The organism is Microbacterium sp. NPDC087591, assembly GCF_044743625.1.
In the GTDB taxonomy this organism is placed as follows: Bacteria; Actinomycetota; Actinomycetes; order Actinomycetales; family Microbacteriaceae; genus Microbacterium.
Genome location: NZ_JBIUWU010000003.1, coordinates 458,096 through 476,263, shown reverse-complemented (window position 1 = coordinate 476,263; position 18,168 = coordinate 458,096). Strand labels below are relative to the sequence as shown.

Annotated in this window: 18 protein-coding genes, 1 tRNA gene and 1 pseudogene; 17 read left to right on the top strand and 3 right to left on the bottom strand. The window is 67.7% G+C overall.

Going from position 1 to position 18,168, the window contains the following annotated elements:
* Window position 1: 1 nt before the first annotated feature.
* The 3 genes from ACIOVG_RS16795 to ACIOVG_RS16785 are packed head-to-tail and all read left to right on the top strand — an operon-like array spanning window position 2 to window position 1,844.
* Complete coding sequence (locus ACIOVG_RS16795) at window positions 2-631, top strand: signal peptidase I (protein ID WP_400875956.1); 630 nt, start codon at window positions 2-4, stop codon at window positions 629-631.
* Window positions 628-1,272 (top strand): hypothetical protein, encoded by a 645-nt coding sequence (locus ACIOVG_RS16790; protein ID WP_400875953.1) that lies wholly within the window; start codon window positions 628-630, stop codon window positions 1,270-1,272. Before ACIOVG_RS16795 ends, ACIOVG_RS16790 begins: the two co-directional genes overlap by 4 nt.
* On the top strand, window positions 1,269-1,844 hold the full coding sequence (locus ACIOVG_RS16785; protein WP_400875950.1) for a hypothetical protein: 576 nt from the start codon (window positions 1,269-1,271) through the stop codon (window positions 1,842-1,844). The genes ACIOVG_RS16790 and ACIOVG_RS16785 overlap by 4 nt, the downstream gene beginning before the upstream one ends.
* A 37-nt stretch (window positions 1,845-1,881) precedes the next feature.
* Here the strand turns inward: ACIOVG_RS16785 and ACIOVG_RS16780 are convergent, their stop codons facing one another.
* Window positions 1,882-2,574, bottom strand: coding sequence for a YqaJ viral recombinase family protein (locus ACIOVG_RS16780; protein WP_400875947.1), 693 nt, complete (start codon window positions 2,572-2,574; stop codon window positions 1,882-1,884).
* 303 nt (window positions 2,575-2,877) lie between these two features.
* Between ACIOVG_RS16780 and ACIOVG_RS16775 the strand changes: the two genes are divergently transcribed.
* The 3 genes from ACIOVG_RS16775 to rplL all read left to right on the top strand — a co-directional run bounded on the left by ACIOVG_RS16775 (window position 2,878) and on the right by rplL (window position 5,122).
* The gene (locus ACIOVG_RS16775) at window positions 2,878-3,855 is read left to right on the top strand and encodes a hypothetical protein (RefSeq protein WP_400875945.1); all 978 of its coding nucleotides are present in this window, start codon (window positions 2,878-2,880) and stop codon (window positions 3,853-3,855) included.
* A gap of 352 nt (window positions 3,856-4,207) precedes the next feature.
* Window positions 4,208-4,696, top strand: a complete 489-nt coding sequence (rplJ, locus tag ACIOVG_RS16770) for a 50S ribosomal protein L10 (RefSeq protein WP_141871026.1) — start codon at window positions 4,208-4,210, stop codon at window positions 4,694-4,696.
* 48 nt (window positions 4,697-4,744) lie between these two features.
* Complete coding sequence (gene rplL / locus ACIOVG_RS16765) at window positions 4,745-5,122, top strand: 50S ribosomal protein L7/L12 (protein ID WP_141871027.1); 378 nt, start codon at window positions 4,745-4,747, stop codon at window positions 5,120-5,122.
* Between the two features lie 108 nt (window positions 5,123-5,230).
* Here the strand turns inward: rplL and ACIOVG_RS16760 are convergent, their stop codons facing one another.
* Window positions 5,231-6,235: a LacI family DNA-binding transcriptional regulator gene (locus tag ACIOVG_RS16760; RefSeq protein WP_400875942.1), complete on the bottom strand. Its 1,005-nt coding sequence runs from the start codon at window positions 6,233-6,235 to the stop codon at window positions 5,231-5,233.
* A 289-nt stretch (window positions 6,236-6,524) separates the two neighbouring features.
* Here ACIOVG_RS16760 and ACIOVG_RS16755 point away from each other — a divergent pair, with 289 nt between their 5' ends.
* The 11 genes and pseudogenes from ACIOVG_RS16755 to ACIOVG_RS16705 all read left to right on the top strand — a co-directional run bounded on the left by ACIOVG_RS16755 (window position 6,525) and on the right by ACIOVG_RS16705 (window position 17,838).
* A complete protein-coding gene (locus ACIOVG_RS16755; RefSeq protein WP_400875940.1) occupies window positions 6,525-7,844 on the top strand; it encodes an ABC transporter substrate-binding protein in 1,320 nt (439 codons plus the stop codon).
* Between the two features lie 101 nt (window positions 7,845-7,945).
* Window positions 7,946-9,085, top strand: a complete 1,140-nt coding sequence (locus ACIOVG_RS16750; RefSeq protein WP_400875938.1) for a carbohydrate ABC transporter permease — start codon at window positions 7,946-7,948, stop codon at window positions 9,083-9,085.
* Entirely contained in the window at window positions 9,082-10,041 is a 960-nt protein-coding gene (locus ACIOVG_RS16745) for a carbohydrate ABC transporter permease (RefSeq protein WP_247631033.1), read from the top strand. The genes ACIOVG_RS16750 and ACIOVG_RS16745 overlap by 4 nt, the downstream gene beginning before the upstream one ends.
* 93 nt (window positions 10,042-10,134) lie before the next feature.
* Window positions 10,135-11,511, top strand: a complete 1,377-nt coding sequence (locus ACIOVG_RS16740) for a cystathionine beta-synthase (RefSeq protein WP_400875936.1) — start codon at window positions 10,135-10,137, stop codon at window positions 11,509-11,511.
* A gap of 74 nt (window positions 11,512-11,585) precedes the next feature.
* Window positions 11,586-12,740: a cystathionine gamma-synthase gene (locus ACIOVG_RS16735; protein WP_400875934.1), complete on the top strand. Its 1,155-nt coding sequence runs from the start codon at window positions 11,586-11,588 to the stop codon at window positions 12,738-12,740.
* Window positions 12,741-12,903: 163 nt separating this feature from the next.
* A complete protein-coding gene (locus ACIOVG_RS16730) occupies window positions 12,904-14,280 on the top strand; it encodes a multidrug effflux MFS transporter (protein WP_400875932.1) in 1,377 nt (458 codons plus the stop codon).
* Window positions 14,281-14,311: 31 nt separating this feature from the next.
* On the top strand, window positions 14,312-14,941 hold the full coding sequence (locus ACIOVG_RS16725) for a phosphatase PAP2 family protein (RefSeq protein ID WP_400875930.1): 630 nt from the start codon (window positions 14,312-14,314) through the stop codon (window positions 14,939-14,941).
* 29 nt (window positions 14,942-14,970) lie between these two features.
* Complete coding sequence (locus tag ACIOVG_RS16720; protein ID WP_400875928.1) at window positions 14,971-15,573, top strand: GNAT family N-acetyltransferase; 603 nt, start codon at window positions 14,971-14,973, stop codon at window positions 15,571-15,573.
* Window positions 15,574-16,082: 509 nt separating this feature from the next.
* Window positions 16,083-16,778: pseudogene (locus ACIOVG_RS16715) on the top strand (M23 family metallopeptidase); the annotation flags it as partial.
* 57 nt (window positions 16,779-16,835) lie between these two features.
* Window positions 16,836-17,087 carry a hypothetical protein gene (locus ACIOVG_RS16710; protein WP_400876435.1) on the top strand — a complete coding sequence of 84 codons (252 nt, stop codon included), beginning with the start codon at window positions 16,836-16,838 and terminating at the stop codon, window positions 17,085-17,087.
* A gap of 256 nt (window positions 17,088-17,343) precedes the next feature.
* A complete protein-coding gene (locus ACIOVG_RS16705; RefSeq protein WP_400875927.1) occupies window positions 17,344-17,838 on the top strand; it encodes a hypothetical protein in 495 nt (164 codons plus the stop codon).
* A 161-nt stretch (window positions 17,839-17,999) separates the two neighbouring features.
* On the opposite strand, the gene ACIOVG_RS16700 is transcribed toward ACIOVG_RS16705, so the two are convergent.
* Window positions 18,000-18,087: transfer RNA gene (locus ACIOVG_RS16700), tRNA-Ser, on the bottom strand.
* Between the last annotated feature and the right edge of the window lie 81 nt (window positions 18,088-18,168).

The following is an 18,168-nucleotide window of genomic DNA, read 5'->3' as shown; positions in this document are numbered from 1 at the left end:
GATGGCGACGCCGGTGACGAGACGGAGTCTGCGCGAGCAGTCGCCCTCGTCCGTCGCGCCCGCCGCCGTGCCTGCCGTGCCGACCGGTGCCGCCGGACGACGGCATCCCGGGCGGCTCATCGCGGATGCGCTGCTCTGGCTCGCGGCGGTCGGCGGTGTGATCTGCATCGTGCTGGTGGTGCTCGCCTTCACGGCGCAGATCACCCTGATCATGTTCCGCACCGGATCGATGTCGCCCACGATCCCCGCGGGGTCGGTCGCCGTCGTGCAGCGTGTGCCGGCGTCCGACATCGCGATCGGCGATGTCGTCACGGTCGACCGGGCGGATGAGCTGCCGATCACGCACCGTGTCACCTCGGTCGAGCCGGGCGCGACCGCCGATGAGCGCATCATCACGATGCGCGGAGACGCCAACGCGCAGGAGGATCCGTTCCCGTACACCGTGACATCGGTGCGCACCGTGCTGTTCTCGATCCCCGGCATCGCCACGGTGATCGCCGGGATGGGCAACCCCTACGTGCTCGGCGCGCTCACCCTCGCCGCGACGACAGTGGTCGTCTGGGCCTTCTGGCCCCGGGCGGAGAGGGCGGAGCGAGCCGAGCGGCGGGGGAGAGACGGCGGCAGCCCATGAGCAGAGGCCGGTCCATCGCTCTGCTCTCCGCGCTGGCTGCAGGGGGTGCGCTCCTGGTGCCGACAGCGGCATGGGCGGCACCCACCACGCAGGTGATCCAGGGCGACGTGCTCCGGTTGGTCTCGGTGGCCGACTGGGACGCGGCATCCCGTCTGTTGCCGGGCGAGCCGGTGCAGTGGGATGTCGCGATCAGCGCGGATGCTCCTGACCCCGGCACCGTCCGTATCGCGGTCAGTGCGACGGGGGACGCGCCGCTGACCCTCGACGCCTCGCTCTGCATGAGGGCGTGGGGGCCCAGCGGCTGCCCCGGCGGCGCGACCGAGCTGCGCACGGCCTGGAGCATTCCGCGCGACGGCTCCGAGATCGCGCTCGTCGAGGTCGCCGACACCGAAGTCGCACATCTCCGGCTCTCCATCACGCTGAACACGGGGGACGAGGGCGGCACCACCGACGTCCGCGTGCACGCGCAGGGCGCGGGGGAGTCGGCGGTCGTCGGCCCCGGGGGCGGGCTCGCGACGACCGGGCTCTCGCCCATCGTGCCCGTGGCGTTCGGAGTCGGCGCGCTGCTGGTCGCGACCGGAGCCGTGCTGGTGCTCGATCATCGGCGGCGCACGGTGCGCGACAAGGAGGACGCCCGATGATGCGGAGTGCCGGCCGACGGATGCTCGCCGGTACGGCGGGGCTCGCATTGCTGCTGGGGCTGGTCGTGGCGCCACCCGTGCAGGACACCGAGGCGACCTTCACGGACGAGGAGCACGCGGGAGCGACGGTCACCGCGCTGGCGCTGTTGCCGCCGGCCGTGGAGCCGTTGCCGGGCGGACTGACCTGCCCGAACCCGTTGAGCACGATCTTGGGTGGCACGGCATTGACGATCAAGTGGCGTTGGCCCACCACACCGACCGGCTACCCGGCGAACACCGCCCTCAACGTGTACCTCACCTCAGCAGCCGACGGCTCGGGCGGATCGATCCTGGCACCGGGGACCGCGACGGCCGGCGTGTACACGACCTCGGTGAGCAAGGGCGTGCTCGATGGGCTCCTCGGTGGACTGGGCTTCGTCCTCACCGGCGGACAGTACGTCGTCTATTTCGGCACGACGTGGGTCACGGCCGGAGGTGTCACCTGGCGCTCGCCGACCAAGGTGAAGATCACGGTGACGTACGCCGCTCTTCTCGCGGGTGGGGCGACGACGTGCACCTTCGCCGCTGCCTAGCGGAGCATCGCGGGAGCCTGCCCGCAGACGCTCGGCGTCAGTCGGCCAGAGCGAGGGCGCGGAACGCGTCGCGCTCGCGCAGGTGCTCGCGCCGACTCGCCGCCGCGGCAGCCGTGGCATCCGCGATCCGCGTCGGGATCTGCTGCCCGGTGGTGCGGCGGTAGAGCTCGTCGATGAGGTCGGTCGCGAGGCCGACCAGCTTCGCGATCTCCTTGTCGTCACGGTCGATCCACACGCAGCGCGGCTCGTCGTGGATCGGCGCGAAGTCGACGTGCTCCTCCCAGACGAACAGGGTGCGCTCGGCTCCGAGCACGTGCTGCTGCCACCAGATCTGGCGGAGGTACGTGCGGGGGATGCCGCGGAACGCCTTGTTGGTCGTCTTGATCTCGGCGAGCTTGACGCGGCCGTCGGCGTCGACGGCGATGCCGTCGGGAGTCGCCAGGTGCCGGTGCTCGACCTCGGCCCGGAACAGTGCAGAGGAGGGGAGGATGCCGTGGGTCGCGGCGACCCATGCGGCGATCTCGGGCTCGCGGCGCCGGCCGTGGTCGGTGTAGGCGTTGCCGCCGAACCGCGGGCCCCCGCCGAGCTTGGCGTCGGCGGCGCGGGCGATCGAGCGTTCGCTGGTGAGCCCGGCGACGTCGGTCGCGGTGATGCCCCGGGATCGCGCTCGCAGCCAGGCGACGCGGTCGCGGGAGTCCGCGACGATGCGTGCGGCGAGGTCCTGGTTCACTCCTCGACCCTAACCCCGCCCACGGACCCCGCTCCCCATACACGCCGCCTTCCCCGCATCCCGCCCCCTGCGTTGCGGCGCGCAGGTCTCGTCGCGCCGAGTGCACGGGTATGCGTCGAATGCACGACCTATCAACGGTGCTCCCCCGTGCACTCGGCAGGAGCCCGTGCACTCGGCGCGAGGGTGGCGCGGCGGTGGCGCGACACGGGAGTGCGACTGCACGGGGAGCGAGGGTGGGGGCGATGTCCACGGATCGTGGGAATGCGTGAGAGTGCGGGGTGGCGAGGCGGCTCAGGATGAGGGATGCCGTCGTCGCCAGCACCCGTCATCTCCCAGCTCGTGCGGTCTCGCGCCGCTCTTGCGCTCGACGGCTGGACCGATCGCGCCATCGCTGCGGCCGCGCGGAGCGGAACGCTCGTGTCGCTCCGTCGGGGATGGTTCATACATTCTCGGGAGTACGACGAGCTCTGGCCCGAACAGCGCCATCACGCACACGTGATCGCCGTCGCGCGAGACGCGAAGGCGCAGGTGGTGATGTCGCACAGCTCGGCCGCGGTGCTGTGGGGTCTGCCGCTGTACGGCATCCGCTGCACGCGCGTCCACCTCACCTGCGCCTTGCCATCTCGGATATCCAGCGGCCCCGACGTCATGCGGCATCTCGCGCCACTCCCGGAGTCCGACCTGGCGCTGCGGGACGGGATCCGCTGCACGAGCCTGTCGCGCACCGTGTTCGACCTCGTCCGCACTCTGCCGTTGGAGGCAGCCGTGGCTGTGGCCGACGCCGCCGAGAGACAGATGGCGGACCGCGGACGGGAGTGGGACCTCGACGCGGTGTTCTCGTGGCGGACCCGACTGGAGCAGCGGTTGGCGGCAGCAGACGGCGCAAGGGGGATCCGTCAGGCACGGTGGGTGGCCGAGTTCGCGGACGGTCGCGCACAACTGCCGGGGGAGAGCGTGAGCAGGGTGCAGTTGCGGAGACTCGGTTTCATCGATCCCGACCTGCAGGTCCGTGTCGAGGGCCCTCATGGTCGGGACTACTTCGTCGATTTCGGTCTCGCTGAGGTCCGGAGCTTCGGCGAGTTCGACGGCAAGACCAAGTACCTCGACGAGGCGATGCGATCGGGGAAGACACTCGAACAGGTGCTTCTCGAGGAGAAGCAGCGCGAGGACTGGATCCGCGGCCGCACCCAGTGGCGCTTCGCACGGTGGGGCTCCGAGCACATCGGCACCCCGGCTGCCCTCGCTGCGCGCCTCGCAGCTTTCGGCATCCGTGCTCCCTGACTCGTGCTCCGCCCTGGTCAACCGAGTGCACGGCCTGTTGCCGAGTGCACGGCTCACCGACGGGGGCAGGTCGTGCACTCGACGCGTTGTCGTGCACTCGGCGATCTCGGGTGGGGCGGGCGCGGATTTTGGGGGAGGGGAGCGGGTGGGGTACGCTGGTAGCAACCGAAGACCGCTGGTCATCGTCGTGCGCGCAAGTGCACGGAGATTGAAACTCTGCACCGCAGGGGCCCGCGCAGGTGTCACGAACTTCTGAAGCTCCGTGCGCTTGCGCCGGAGCTTTTTCTTTTGCAGGCGGTCGGGGTCGGCGCCTCACCACCGTGGGGCGCCTCGTACACACCAAGGAGTGACCATGGCGCAGAAGGATGCATCGGTTGCCGAGCTCACGAAGTCATTCGAGAACTCGTCCGCCGTTCTGCTGACCGAGTACCGCGGTCTGACGGTTGCCCAGCTCAAGGAGCTGCGCAACAGCATCCGTCAGGACGCTGAGTACGCCGTGGTGAAGAACACGCTGACCAAGATCGCCGCCAACAAGGCCGGCATCACTGCGCTGGATGACGACCTCAAGGGTCCGTCGGCCGTCGCTTTCGTGCACGGTGACTTCGTCGCCACTGCCAAGGCTCTTCGTGACTTCGCCAAGGCCAACCCGCTTCTCGTGATCAAGGCCGGCATCTTCGAGGGCAACGCCCTCTCTGCCGACGAGGTCAACAAGTACGCCGCGCTCGAGAGCCGTGAGGTTCTGCTGGCGAAGGCTGCGGGCATGATGAAGGCGACGATGGGCAAGGCTGCGGCCACCATCGATGCTCTTCGCGAAAAGCTGGAGACCGCAGAGGCCGCGTAAGCGACCGGCGATCTCGTCTACTAACCCCATCTATCTAGGAGATACATCATGGCTAAGCTCACCACTGAGGAGCTGCTCGAGCAGTTCGCCGGCCTGACCCTCGTCGAGCTCAACGACTTCGTCAAGGCGTTCGAGGAGAAGTTCGAGGTCACCGCTGCTGCCCCCGTCGCCGTTGCCGGCGCAGGTGGAGGCGCCGCGGAAGAGGTCGAGGAGAAGGATTCCTTCGACGTCGTCCTCGAGGCTGCTGGAGACAAGAAGATCCAGGTCATCAAGACGGTCCGCGAGCTCACCTCGCTCGGCCTCGGCGAGGCCAAGGCTGTCGTCGACGGTGCCCCGAAGGCTGTGCTCGAGGGCGCGACCAAGGAAGCCGCCGAGAAGGCCAAGGCTGCTCTCGAAGAGGCAGGCGCCACGGTTACCCTCAAGTAATCGTCTCCGGGTCGACGCGTCCAGCGCGCCGACCCGGCGTCTCATCGCTTCACCGAAGGCCCCGGGTTCGCCCGGGGCCTTCGTGCGTCTCCCGTGCCGACCCCGCGGTCAGCGCGGTGGTGCCGTGGAGCTGCGCACCACCAGAGCGGATGCCGCGGCCACGTGCTCGAGCGTCGCGTCGTGGTCCTTCATCCGCAGTGTCAGCAGTCGTACCGCCTCATGCCCCTGCTCGCGCGGGGACTGCCCGATCGTCGTCAGGGCGAACATCTCGGCGTGCTCGTGGTCATCGATGCCGACCACGCTGAGCTCGGTCGGCACGGCGATGCCGAGGCGTCTGGCGGCGATCACGGCGCCGATCGCCGCCTCGTCGCACACGCCGACGATCGCCGTCGGTCGCCGTCGCCGGTCGCCCAGCAGCCCCGCAGCCGCGGCGTATCCGCCGGGCATGGTCGGGGCCGCACCGGCGACCCTGGCATGCGCCGAGAGCCCTGCCGCATGAAGGGCTCCGTGATAGCCGTCGAGCCGGCGCGCGTCGCCGAAGCTCAGCTCGCCCGAGTCCGTCGATCCTCCGACGAAGGCGATGTCCCTGTGGCCGAGCTCGATGAGGTGCTCGGTGGCGATGCGGGCCGCCGCGGTGTCATCGATCGAGATCGAGCTGGACCCGGCGCTGTACGGCCCGACGCTCACCAGCGGGCGTCCGGTGCGCTGCAGGCGTTCGAGCTCGCGGGCGCTCGGTTGGATGCCCACCGCGATGATGCCGTCGAAGCGGCGGCGGGGCAGCACGCTCTCGAACAGGCGCTCTCTGGTCTCGGACCCCTCGGGGACGCCGTAGAGCGAGAGGTCATAGTCCAGCGCGAACAGCGATTCCTGGATGCCGGCGAGCAATTCGGCGAAGAACCAGCGATCGACCGGGGGCATGACGATGCCGACGGTCTGCGTGCGACCGGTGGCGAGGCTCGTTGCGGAGGAGTGCGCGACGTAGGCGAGGGCATCGGCGGCATCGACCACGCGCAGCCGCGTCTCCTCGGACACGTATCCACGTCCACTGAGCGCACGGCTCGCTGTCGCCTTCGACACGCCTGCTCGCGCGGCGACGTCCGCGATCGTGCTCATCGGTCCTCCTCGACCAGGTGACGCCTGCGCGCCGAGCGATGCGCCGAAGGCGGCTCGCGGATGTCATGGTAGCTGTTCCAGGCCCCGAAAGGAACCGGTTCCACACAAGAAGTGCGGGAGCGCTCCCATCGCCGGCGCTCCGGCATCCGGAAAGGTTGCGAGCTTGTGATACTTCCCCATTGTGCGCGGGTGTGGAAGGCCAGTAGGTTTACCTGGAATCGGTTCCCGAACGACGCCGGGGGTGGCGTCGGACGAGGTAGGGGCCGTGAACTCGAAGAGGAGAATTCACATGGGTCTTTCGCAGCGTTCCAGGCGGCTGGTGCCGCTCGCACTGCTGGGTGTCGCGGGTATCGCGATCGCAGGGTGTGGTGCTCCGGGCGGTGCGCCTTCGGGTGGCGGCGGCGGTGGCGGCGACGACAAGACGGTCACCATCTACGGCACGATCGTCGACGACGAGGCGAAGCTCCTTCAGAAGTCGTGGGCCGACTTCGAGAAGGAGAACGGCATCGACATCAAGTACGAGGGCAGCCAGGACTTCGAGACGCAGCTCGGCACCCGCGCACAGGGCGGCAACCCGCCCGACATCGCCATCTTCCCGCAGCCGGGTCTCTTCGCCGACTACGCGTCGCGCGATCTGCTGAAGCCCGCGCCCGACGCCGTGAAGAAGAACGCGGAGGAGGGGTGGACCCAGGGCTGGGTCGACTTCGGCACGTACGACGGCACCTTCTACGGCGCACCTCTGATGGCCAGCGTCAAGGGCTGGGTCTGGTACTCGCCGACCAAGTTCAAGGAGTGGGGCGTCGAGGAGCCCACGAGCTGGGAAGAGCTGCTGACGCTCACGAAGACCATCCAGGAGAAGAGCGGCAAGGCACCGTGGTGCGCCGGCTTCGAGTCGGGTGTGGCGACCGGCTGGCCCGGCACCGACTGGATCGAGGACCTCGTGCTGCGCAACGCCGGCGCCGATGTCTACGATCAGTGGGTCAAGAACGAGATCCCGTTCACCGACCCGCAGATCAAGGAGGCGTTCGACGCCACGGGCGAGATCCTGCTCGACCCGGCTTACGTCAACGCCGGCTTCGGCGACGTGCGTTCGATCAACTCGACCGCATTCGGTGACGTGGCACCGGCTCTGGCCAAGGGCGACTGCGCTCTGACGCACCAGGCGTCGTTCCTCTCTGGCTTCTTCCCCGAGGGCACCAACATCGCCGAGGACGGCGACGTGTGGGCGTTCCTGCTGCCGAGCAAGAGCCCGGACGAGACGTTCATCACAGGTGGTGGCGAGATCGTCGGCGCGTTCAGCGACTCCGAGGCCACGCAGAAGGTCCTGGAGTACCTCTCCAGCCCCGAGTGGGCTGACAGCCGTCTGGCACTCGGCGGCGTGACCTCCGCGAACAAGGGCGTCAACATCGACGCGGTCGAGAACCCGATCCTGCAGGAGTCGATCAAGCTCCTCCAGGACGACTCGGTGACGTTCCGCTTCGACGGTTCCGACCAGATGCCCGGCGCGGTCGGCTCCGGCACCTTCTGGAAGGGAATGGTCGCCTGGATCAACGGGACGTCGACGGACGAGGTCCTCTCTCAGATCCAGACCGGTTGGCCCTCCAGCTGATCCGATGAGGAGGGCCGCCCCGCGGGGCGGCCCTCCTTCTCACACCCGGGCCGTGCATCGTCGCACGGCCCGCTGATCAGCCGTCTCATGAAGGGGATTCCGTGAACGCGACTCAGTTCTTCCAATGGATCGGGGCACTGCCGCCGATCCTCCAAGCCGTCGCCGTGGTCATCGCATTCGCGGTGGTCGTGGTGATCATCCTGCTTCTCGTCGATATCGCGCCGCGCAGGGGCGCGCTCTACACCTGGGTGCGGCTGGCGATGTGCCTGCTGATCCCGCTCGCCGTGATGTGGTTCTTCAACTCCTATTACTGGGCGATGGGAGTCGCGGTCCTCGTCGGCGCACTGTTCTTCTTCCTCGACTATCGCTCCCGCGATGGCGCGGGATACCTGATCCAGCTCGTCGCGTTCATGGCCCCGGCGATGCTGCTCCTGTTGGCCGGACTCATCCTCCCGTCCATCCAGACCGTGTATGCGTCGTTCTGGAACTCGACGGGCAGCGAATTCGTCGGTCTGTCCAACTACCTCTGGATCTTCACGCAGTCCGACGGCGTCACCTCCGTGATCAACACGATCGTCTGGGTGCTGCTCGTGCCGACGCTGTCCACGCTGATCGGTCTCGCCTACGCGGTCTTCATCGACAAGACCCGCGGTGAGAAGGTCTACAAGCTCCTGGTCTTCATGCCGATGGCGATCTCGTTCGTGGGCGCCAGCATCATCTGGCGCTTCGTGTACGCCTACCGCGGACCGGAGTTCGAGCAGATCGGTCTGCTGAACCAGATCCTGGTCTGGTTCGGAGGAGAGCCGCAGCAGTTCCTGCTGAACGGCCCCTGGAACAACCTCGCTCTGATCGTGGTGCTGATCTGGGTGCAGACCGGTTTCGCGATGGTCGTGCTCTCGGCATCCATCAAGGGCGTGCCGCAGGAGCTGCTCGAGGCGGCGGAGCTCGACGGCGCCAACGCCTGGGAGCGTTTCCGTTCGGTGACGGTCCCGTCGATCCGTCCGGCGCTCATCGTCGTGCTCACCACGATCTCGATCGCCTCCCTGAAGGTCTTCGACATCGTCCGGACCATGACGGGTGGAAACTACGGCACATCGGTTCTCGCGAACGAGATGTACACGCAGTTCTCCAAGTTCGAGGCGGGACGCAGCGCGGCGCTCTCCGTCATCCTGTTCATCCTGGTGCTGCCGATCGTCATCTACAACGCGCGCCAGATCAAGAAGCAGCGGGAGATCCGATGACCGATACCGTGAAGTCAGAACTCGGCACCTCCACCCGGGCGCTCACGACCGGGGGCCGGCTCGATGCCTCCGCCGGTCGCGTCCGCAAGCGTCTCAGCAGGCCGTGGGCCAGCGTCGCCGCGATCCTCATCGCGGTCGTCTGGACCGTCCCGACGCTCGGGTTGTTCATCTCGTCGTTCCGCGACAGGGATGCGATCGACTCCAGCGGCTGGTGGACGTTCTTCGCCAACCCGCAGGTGACCCTCGACAACTACGTGGCCGTGCTGCAGTCCGGCACCACGCAGCTGACGATCCTGCAGTCGTTCTTCAACTCCATCGTGATCACGATCCCGGCGACGATCATCCCGCTGATGATCGCGGCGATGGCGGCCTACGCGTTCTCGTGGATCGAGTTCAAGGGACGCAACGCGCTGTTCATCTTCGTGTTCGCACTCCAGATCGTTCCGATCCAGATGGCGTTGGTCCCGTTGCTGTCGTCGTTCTCGCGGGGGATCAACCTGTTCGGCCTGCAGGTGACGCTGGGACTCGACGTCGCCGGCGGCTACGCGCAGGTGTGGTTCGCCCACACGATGTTCGCGTTGCCGTTGGCGATCTACCTGCTGCACAACTTCATGTCGGAGATCCCGGGCGAGATCATCGAGGCGGCACGCGTCGACGGTGCCTCCCGCGGGCAGATCTTCTTCCGCGTCGTGCTGCCGCTGACGATGCCCGCCATCGCATCCGTCGCCATCTTCCAGTTCCTCTGGGTCTGGAACGACCTGCTCGTGGCGTTGGTGTTCGCCGACGGAGCGGCCTCGCCGATCACGAAGGTGCTCGCCGAGATCACCGGTCGCGGCGAGGGCTGGTACCTGCTCACCGCCGGTGCCTTCGTGTCGATCCTCGTGCCGCTGATCGTGTTCTTCTCGCTGCAGCGCTACTTCGTCCGAGGACTGCTGGCCGGGTCGACGAAGGGCTGATCCTCCGTCGGACTCCGCTGCCGTCGACCACGGATGCCGCGATCGGGTGCAACACGCGCCCGGTCGCGGCATCCGCGCACGTACCCTGAGACCATGAAGTACGCAGACTCCATCGTCGACCTCGTCGGCAACACGCCCCTCGTGAAGCTCCACCGTGTCGTCGAGGGGATCGCGTGCACGGTGCTGGTGAAGCTGGAGTACTTCAACCCCGGCGGCTCGGCGAAGGACCGCATCGCGTCGCGCATCATCGATGCGGCAGAGGCCGCGGGGCACCTGAAGCCGGGCGGCACGATCGTCGAGCCGACCAGTGGCAACACCGGTGTCGGACTCGCGCTGGTCGCGCAGCAGCGCGGCTACAAGTGCGTCTTCGTTGTGCCCGACAAGGTCGCCGAGGACAAGAACGACGTGCTGCGGGCGTACGGCGCCGAGGTCGTGGTGACGCCCACCTCCGTTCCGGCCGACAGCCCGGAGTCTTATTACAGCGTGAGCGATCGGCTCGCCCGCGAGATCCCCGGTGCATTCAAGCCGAACCAGTACGAGAACCCGAACGGACCCCGCAGCCATTACGAGACCACCGGTCCGGAGATCTGGTGCGACACCGACGGCACGGTCACGCACTTCGTGGCGGGCGTCGGCACCGGCGGCACGATCACCGGCACCGGGCGCTACCTGCGCGAGGTCTCGGACGACCGCGTGCGCATCATCGGGATCGACCCCGAGGGCAGCGTCTACAGCGGCGGCACCGGCCGGCCGTACCTGGTCGAGGGCGTCGGCGAGGACATCTGGCCCGGCACCTACGACCCGAGTGTGCCGCACGAGATCGTGGCGGTGGGGGATGCCGAGTCGTTCGCCATGACCCGGCGCCTGGCACGCGAGGAGGGCATCCTCGTCGGCGGTTCCAGCGGCATGGCCGTGGTCGGGGCGCTGCGGATCGCGAAGGACCTCCCCGCGGATGCCGTCATGGTGGTGCTGCTGCCGGACGGAGGGCGCGGCTACCTCAGCAAGATCTTCAACGACGGATGGATGCGCTCCTACGGCTTCAGCGATGTCGAAGAGGGCGAGACCGTCGCCGATGTGATCGGGGCCCGCACGACCCGCCGGGGCGAGGGCATCCCGGACCTCGTGCACGCGCACCCGACCGACACCGTGCTCGACGTGATCGGGATGATGACCGAGTACGACGTGTCTCAGCTCGTGGTGCTCAGCGCCGAGCCTCCGGTCATGATGGGCGAGGTCGTCGGCACCGTCGATGAGAAGGGCCTGCTGGATCTGCTGTTCCGCGGCGAGGCGAAGCCGACCGACGCGGTCGGCGCGCACACGGGGGAGCGACTGCCGTTGATCGGCATCCACGCCCCGATCGCTCAGGCGCGGGCCGCGCTCGCCGATGTCGATGCGCTGCTGGTGACCGAAGACGGCAAGCCGCACACGGTGCTCACCCGCCAGGACCTGCTCGCGTACCTGTCCCGCTGACGACGCGCTGAGCCGAGGGACGCGCGACGTAACAGGACCGGAGGTGTCACCGGGCCCGGACGTAGGCTGGGAAGATGTCCGACCACGCTTTCGCCACCCGAGCCATCCACGCGGGCCAAGCGCCCGACCCGACGACCGGCGCCATCATCCCGCCGATCTACCAGGCCTCCACGCACGTGCAGGACGGCATCGGAGGGTTCCGCGACGGGTACGAGTACAACCGCGCCGGCAATCCCACGCGCTCCTCGCTCGAGACGCAGCTGGCCGCGCTCGAGGGCGGCGCGAGCGCCCTCTCGTTCGCCTCGGGCCTCGCCGCGGAGGACGCGCTGCTGCGCGGCATCCTGAAGCCCGGCGACCACGTGCTGCTCGGCAACGACGTGTACGGCGGCACCTACCGCCTGCTGACCAAGGTGCTGGCGCCGTGGGGCGTCGAGACGACCACGGTCGAGCTCGCCGACCTCGATGTCGTCCGCGCGGCCATCCGTCCGCAGACGAAGATCGTCTGGCTCGAGACCCCCAGCAACCCGCTGCTCAAGGTCGTCGACATCGCGACCATCGCCGAGGTGGCGCACGCCGCCGGGGCGATCGTGGTCGTCGACAACACCTTCGCCTCGCCCGCGCTGCAGCAGCCCCTCGCCCTCGGCGCCGACCTGGTCGTGCACTCCACCACGAAGTACCTGGGCGGCCACTCCGACGTGCTCGGCGGTGCCGTCGTCTTCGGCGACGATCGGTTCTTCGACCAGGTGAAGTTCCAGCAGTTCGCGGTGGGTGCCGTCTCGGCGCCGCTCGACGCCTGGCTCACCACGCGCGGCATCAAGACGCTGGCGCTGCGCGTGCGTCAGCACTCCGAGAACGCGCAGGCGATCGCGGAGTGGGCGGCTGAGCGCCCGGAGTTCGCGCAGGTCTTCTACCCCGGCCTGGCCTCGCACCCCGGGCACGAGATCGCGGCGAAGCAGATGAGCGGATTCGGTGGCATGCTGTCGCTCGGTCTCGCCGCCGGTGCCGATGCCGCCCGGGCGTTCGCGGAGTCCACCGAGCTGTTCCAGCTCGCGGAGTCGCTCGGCGGGGTCGAGTCGCTCATCGGCTACCCGCCGGACATGACGCACGCCTCGGTGCGCGGCACCGAGCTCGCCGTGCCCGAGAACATCGTGCGGCTGTCGGTCGGCATCGAAGACGTGTCCGACCTGATCGCGGATCTCGAGCAGGGGCTCGCCCGGCTCGCACGCTGATCTCCGCCCGCTGCGGGCGGGCCCGAAGAAGCACCTCTCCTCGGGGAGGTGCTTCTTCGTGCGTGCAGCGGGGCGGGAGATGCCGTGACGGCGGTAACATGGATGCTTCCCCCTAGGTCGAATCGATTCGACTGCGCATCCCTCGAATTCCGGAAGGACCTCCGTGTCCGACGCCCCCCGCCCCGACTCCCCGCCGACGGTTCCCCAGCCGGAGCACACGAGCATCCCCACCACGACCGGTGCGATCCGCACCTCGACGGCGACAGGGGCCATCCGCACGCTCGGGTCGAACCCGGCGACCGCGCCGATCATGCTGCACCCCGGCGACTCGATCCCGAATCGGCGGAGGATCCTCTACATCCTGCTGCTCGGCGCACTCACGGCGCTGGGGCCGTTCACGATCGACCTCTACCTCCCCGCCTTCCCGGTGCTGGAGGAGGACTTCCAGACCACGGCTGCGGCGATCCAGCTCACCCTGACCGGAACGATGATCGGTTTCGCGATCGGTCAGCTCGTTGTCGGCCCGCTCAGCGACAAGGTCGGCCGTCGCATCCCGCTGATCGTGGTCACCGCTGTGCACGTGCTCGCCAGTGTCGGAGCCGCGTTCGCGCCCTCGCTCGAGCTGCTCAGCGTCGCCCGCGTCCTCATGGGCATGGGAGCCGCAGCCGGCGGTGTCGTGGCGATGGCGATCGTGCGCGACCTGTTCGGCGGACGCCGGCTCGTGGTCATGCTCTCCCGCCTGGCCCTGGTGTCGGGGGTGGCACCGGTCGTGGCGCCGCTGATCGGATCCTGGCTGCTCACCCTCATGCCGTGGCGGGGCATCTTCGTGGTGCTCGCCGCCTACGGCGTGCTGATGCTGCTCTCGACGATCCTGTTCATCCCGGAGACGCTGCCGGTGGCCCGCCGCCAGGAGCGCGGCGGATCGACGGTGCTGCAGCGCTACCGCTCCGTGCTGTCGGACCGGGTCTTCATCGGCGTGCTCATCATCGGCGGGATGACCTTCTCCGGACTGTTCTCGTACCTGTCGGCCTCGCCCTTCCTGTTCCAGCAGACGCACGGCCTGGACGCGCAGCAGTACGGGCTGCTGTTCGCCGTCAACTCGCTCGGCGTCGTGCTCGGCGTGCAGACGGCCTCGCGGCTGGCCGCACGCTTCGGACCGCAGTGGGTCATGGCGTACTCGACCTCGGTGCTGCTGATCGCCGGAGTCGCGATCGTGGTCGCCGACCAGCTCGGTCTCGGGTTGTGGGGCACGGTCGTGCCGCTGTTCGTTTTCATGACCTCGTGCGGGTTCACGTTCCCGAACGTGCAGGTGCTGGCGCTCGACCGCCACGGAAAGGCGGCCGGAACCGCGGCCTCCATCCTCGGTGCGACGAACTTCGGTGTCGCCGGGCTCATCTCGCCCGTGGTCGGCTGGATCTCGAAGGACGCGGGGATCACCGCCACCACCATGGCCTCGGTGATGGTCGGATGCGCCGCGATCGGCATCCTCTCGCTGTGGCTGATCGTGCGCCCGCGCACCGTGGGGATGCTCACTCCCTGAGTCCACAGGTGTCGTCCGCCAGAATAGGACGATGAACAGATCGACGATGCTCTGGTGGGGCGCGGGTTTCCTGGCGCTGGCCACCGCCCTCGGTGCGGCCGTCGTCTTCGGTCTGGCCGAGCCGCCGGGATTCGACGTCTGGTGGAACACCACGATCGCCGCCCATCGCGCCGACTGGATGCTCGCGGTGGCCCACCTCACCAACGAGATCGGCGGCGGATGGATCGCGATCTTCGTGGTGCCGCTGCTCGTGATCGTCGCGTTCCTGCTCGCCCGCCGCTGGCGCACCGCCGTGTTCGCCGCGATCTGCTTCACCGCCAGCGCCGGAGCGGTGCAGCTGCTCAAGCAGCTCTTCGGGCGTGCGCGCCCTGAGGACATGCTGGTGGTCAGCGACTTCGGGTCGTTCCCGTCCGGGCATACGGCGAACGCCGCGACGATCGCCCTGGTCCTCTGGCTGGTGTTCCCGCGTGTGTGGATCGCCATCGTCGGAGCGGTCTGGATCCTCGTCATGGCGCTGTCGCGCACCATCCTCTCCGTCCACTGGGCGACGGACACGCTGGGCGGAGCGCTGGTCGGCGCCGGGGTCGTCCTCGTGCTCGGTGCCTGGCTGCTGCCATGGGTGCTGCAGCGGCGGGAGACCAAGGAACCGGCGATAGGCTGAGGGCTTCCGACCCCTGCGAGGAGCCCGCCGTGTCACGCATCCGTCAGTACCGTCCCGCCGACCGCGACGCCCTGTACGAGGTGTGCGTGAAGACAGCGGACGCGGGCGGAGATGCGACCGGGATCTTCTCCGACGATCGTCTCTGGGGCGACCTCTTCGCCGTGCCCTACGCGCAGCGGCACCCGGATCTGGCGTGGGTCGTCGAGTCCGACGATGAGCGCGTGATCGGCTACATCGTCGCGACGGACGACACCGACGCCTTCGAGCAGTGGTTCCGTGACGAGTGGTGGCCGGCATTCCACGACCGCTTCCCGCTGCCTGCCGATCCGACCTCTCGCGAGGAGAAGATGCTCGCCTATGCCTACGGCCGAGGTCCTGGCCGGGAGCCGAACGCGGGGGAGTACCCCGCGCACCTCCATATCGATCTGCTGCCGGAGACGCAGGGGCAGGGCCTCGGGCGTCGCCTGATCGAGACGCTCTTCGCCGAGCTGACCAGTCGCGGGGTCACCGGGCTCCACCTCGGTATGGACCCGAACAACACCGGTGCCGCCGCGTTCTACGAGCGACTGGGCATGCGGCCGCTGCCGACGGCCCCCGGTGGACAGAGCTTCGGCGTGCGCTTCGCGGAGTGAGAGTCTTCCGGATCAGGGTTGCCGGGTTCACACCTCAGGACAGACGAAGGAGGGCCCCGCTTTCGCGGAAACCTTCCTCGCGGTGACGGCACACGCGAACGTGGGTCTGCCGTCATCCAGGACCGTTGGTGCCCCCGGGTCTGATCAGCACCGACAGTCCGACGAACCCGATGATGGCGGGGACGACGACGACCAGGACGTAGTGCAGCCACAATGGCTCGACGAAAGGTCATCGCATCCCTCTCAGTAGCCGCGGACCAGGTCGTAGCAGGTGCCGAGTCCTACAGCAATGAAGAAGAGACTCGAGGGCCGCTACCGCGGTCGTACCTGAAACAACAAGTGCAGTCATCGCAAGGGCGGCGACGCTGCACACAACACGCTTACGCACGTGACACAGATGAGAGTGTTTGGATTCATCCCAATAACGCTCTCCAATTGGTGGGGTATGCTTTGCGGTTCGCGTGGCTGTGCCCTGGGCGTAGCTCAGGAACACTGCGCTCGTCCCGGGAATGTCCTCAACAAAGCCTCGCTCCCATCGAGTTCGACAAAATGCACAATGCATGCCACTCACGCGGACGGAAAACCTCAGAAAAGGCGAGTCGACAAGACGCCAGCAGTCCAGATCGTCATCAGTCCCCATTTCCTGTGGGAAATATCTGTCAGATGAGGTCGTTATTACACAAATTCGCAATGGCCGAGATGCTACCGCTAGCATCTGGCCTATGAGCCCACCAATAAACGAGTTTGAGAGCGGACTGCCACCGCTCTCCAGACGAACCCTCTTCACCGTCGCCGGAGTCTTGGCCGCAGCGACAGCCGTCGCGGCAGACCTCGGCAGGCCCCTGGCGGCTTCCGCTGCCGTCACGTGGGGGCACCCCTTCGATTACCGAGAGACGCCGGACTCGCCCTTCGGAATGCGCAACGGAAGAATGCATGAAGGGCAGGACTACATCGCTCCCGTCGAAACGCCGATTTACGCGGTTGCTGACGGGACGGTCGCAAGTCGTGGCGTGCTCGGTGGCTATGGTAATGCCGTCTATATCGATCACGCAGAGGGGTGGTCGAGCCGATACGGGCATATGGTCAGGCCCTCCCCGCTCGTTCGCGGTCAGACCATCCGACGAGGTGACCTTGTGGGCAACGTCGGTAGCACTGGCAACTCTGACGTGAATCATCTCCACATCGAACTCAGACTCAACGGCACGCCCGTCGACCCCATTCCCTACATTCAAGAAGCACCTCCCGCAGGACAGGAACCTCAGATGACTCCCGAACAAGCAGCTCTTCTCGCCCAGGTCGCCGCGGACGTCCGGTGGATCAAGGACCGCATCGGCGGTACCACCACGAACTCCCCGTCGCTGTCCAGCGAGTTCCAAACGATCCGCTCGCGCATCGGTGGCGAGGGCTCCACGCCGAACATCAGCCAGGACGTCTCCTGGCTCAAGACCCGTATCGGCGGCAGCGGAACGGACGTGAGCCTCACCGACCGAATCCGCGCAATCCAAGGAGCCTGACGCTCTGCGCCCACGAAGACCTCTCGCCTGGCCGTTCGGCCGGGTGAGGGGTCTTCTCTTTGTGTGAGATGGCAGCGGCGATGCGCTCACTCTTCGGTGGTGCGTCCGATGAGCTTCTCGAGCGCGAAGACGTCAGGCGATGCGATTTGTGGCAGCGCCGCTCATGGCTCATGGCTCATGGCTCATGGCTCATGGCTCATGGCGCGTGGCTAGTAGGCTCGGTTGCTGACAATTCTCGCCTGAGCAGAGGACTGGTATGACGAAGAGCACTACTGACAGGATCGGCGAGGGCTCCGTCTCGCGTCGTACGGTACTTGCAGCGGCGGCGTGGTCGGCGCCGGTGATCGCGGTCGCGGTGAGCACCCCGTTGGCGGCCGCCAGTGGACCGGCAGCCCTTCTCGGCTTCACCGTGAACCGCAACGGCGACGACGGCTCCTTCCGCGACTATCGCGTCGATTTCGCGCTTTCCGGACCGCTGCCCGAGATCGTGACGATCGAGTGGATCCCGGCGACGACGACGGACTGGGGCCTGTTCGATCAGAGTGTGAACATCGTCCACCTGTCAGGGGACTTCACCTCCGGTGCCACCTACCGGCTCGACACGGCGATGCCGAACTTCTGGTTCCAGACGCAGACACCGCTGGTGACCGACCTCACTCCCTACGTGGTGCGGGTGATCGACCCCGCCTCGTCCGCCGTTCTCGCCTCGGTGACGGTCACCTTCACCGGCGACGAGCCCGTCCCGAACTGACCGGTCCGGATGCAAACAAGAAGGGCCCCGCTCACGCGGGGCCCTTCTTCTGTGTGGCGGTGACGGCGGGACTCCGGTGCTCGCTGCGCTCGCTCCCCGAATCCCCAGAGCTCGATAGAGACGAAAAAGGGCCCCGCTGGTGCGGAGCCCTTTTTCGTGTGTGGCGGTGACGGCGGGATTCGAACCCGCGGTTGCTTGCACAACACACGCTTTCCAAGCGTGCTCCTTCGGCCGCTCGGACACGTCACCAGGGAACAACCTGAACAGTCTATCCGATCATGTGGCGTGGTCGTGACCGCCGCTCTCCCGGTCGCGGGCCCTGCCGAAACG

Excerpts from the sequence above, each read along its gene's own strand:
- ACIOVG_RS16795 (WP_400875956.1), top strand. The coding sequence starts at position 2 with ATGGCGACGCCGGTGACGAGACGGAGTCTGCGCGAGCAGTCGCCCTCG.
- ACIOVG_RS16790 (WP_400875953.1), top strand. The coding sequence starts at position 628 with ATGAGCAGAGGCCGGTCCATCGCTCTGCTCTCCGCGCTGGCTGCAGGG.
- ACIOVG_RS16785 (WP_400875950.1), top strand. The coding sequence starts at position 1,269 with ATGATGCGGAGTGCCGGCCGACGGATGCTCGCCGGTACGGCGGGGCTC.
- ACIOVG_RS16775 (WP_400875945.1), top strand. The coding sequence starts at position 2,878 with ATGCCGTCGTCGCCAGCACCCGTCATCTCCCAGCTCGTGCGGTCTCGC.
- rplJ (WP_141871026.1), top strand. The coding sequence starts at position 4,208 with ATGGCGCAGAAGGATGCATCGGTTGCCGAGCTCACGAAGTCATTCGAG.
- rplL (WP_141871027.1), top strand. The coding sequence starts at position 4,745 with ATGGCTAAGCTCACCACTGAGGAGCTGCTCGAGCAGTTCGCCGGCCTG.
- ACIOVG_RS16760 (WP_400875942.1), bottom strand. The coding sequence starts at position 6,235 with ATGAGCACGATCGCGGACGTCGCCGCGCGAGCAGGCGTGTCGAAGGCG.
- ACIOVG_RS16755 (WP_400875940.1), top strand. The coding sequence starts at position 6,525 with ATGGGTCTTTCGCAGCGTTCCAGGCGGCTGGTGCCGCTCGCACTGCTG.
- ACIOVG_RS16745 (WP_247631033.1), top strand. The coding sequence starts at position 9,082 with ATGACCGATACCGTGAAGTCAGAACTCGGCACCTCCACCCGGGCGCTC.
- ACIOVG_RS16740 (WP_400875936.1), top strand. The coding sequence starts at position 10,135 with ATGAAGTACGCAGACTCCATCGTCGACCTCGTCGGCAACACGCCCCTC.
- ACIOVG_RS16735 (WP_400875934.1), top strand. The coding sequence starts at position 11,586 with ATGTCCGACCACGCTTTCGCCACCCGAGCCATCCACGCGGGCCAAGCG.
- ACIOVG_RS16725 (WP_400875930.1), top strand. The coding sequence starts at position 14,312 with ATGAACAGATCGACGATGCTCTGGTGGGGCGCGGGTTTCCTGGCGCTG.
- ACIOVG_RS16710 (WP_400876435.1), top strand. The coding sequence starts at position 16,836 with ATGACTCCCGAACAAGCAGCTCTTCTCGCCCAGGTCGCCGCGGACGTC.
- ACIOVG_RS16705 (WP_400875927.1), top strand. The coding sequence starts at position 17,344 with ATGACGAAGAGCACTACTGACAGGATCGGCGAGGGCTCCGTCTCGCGT.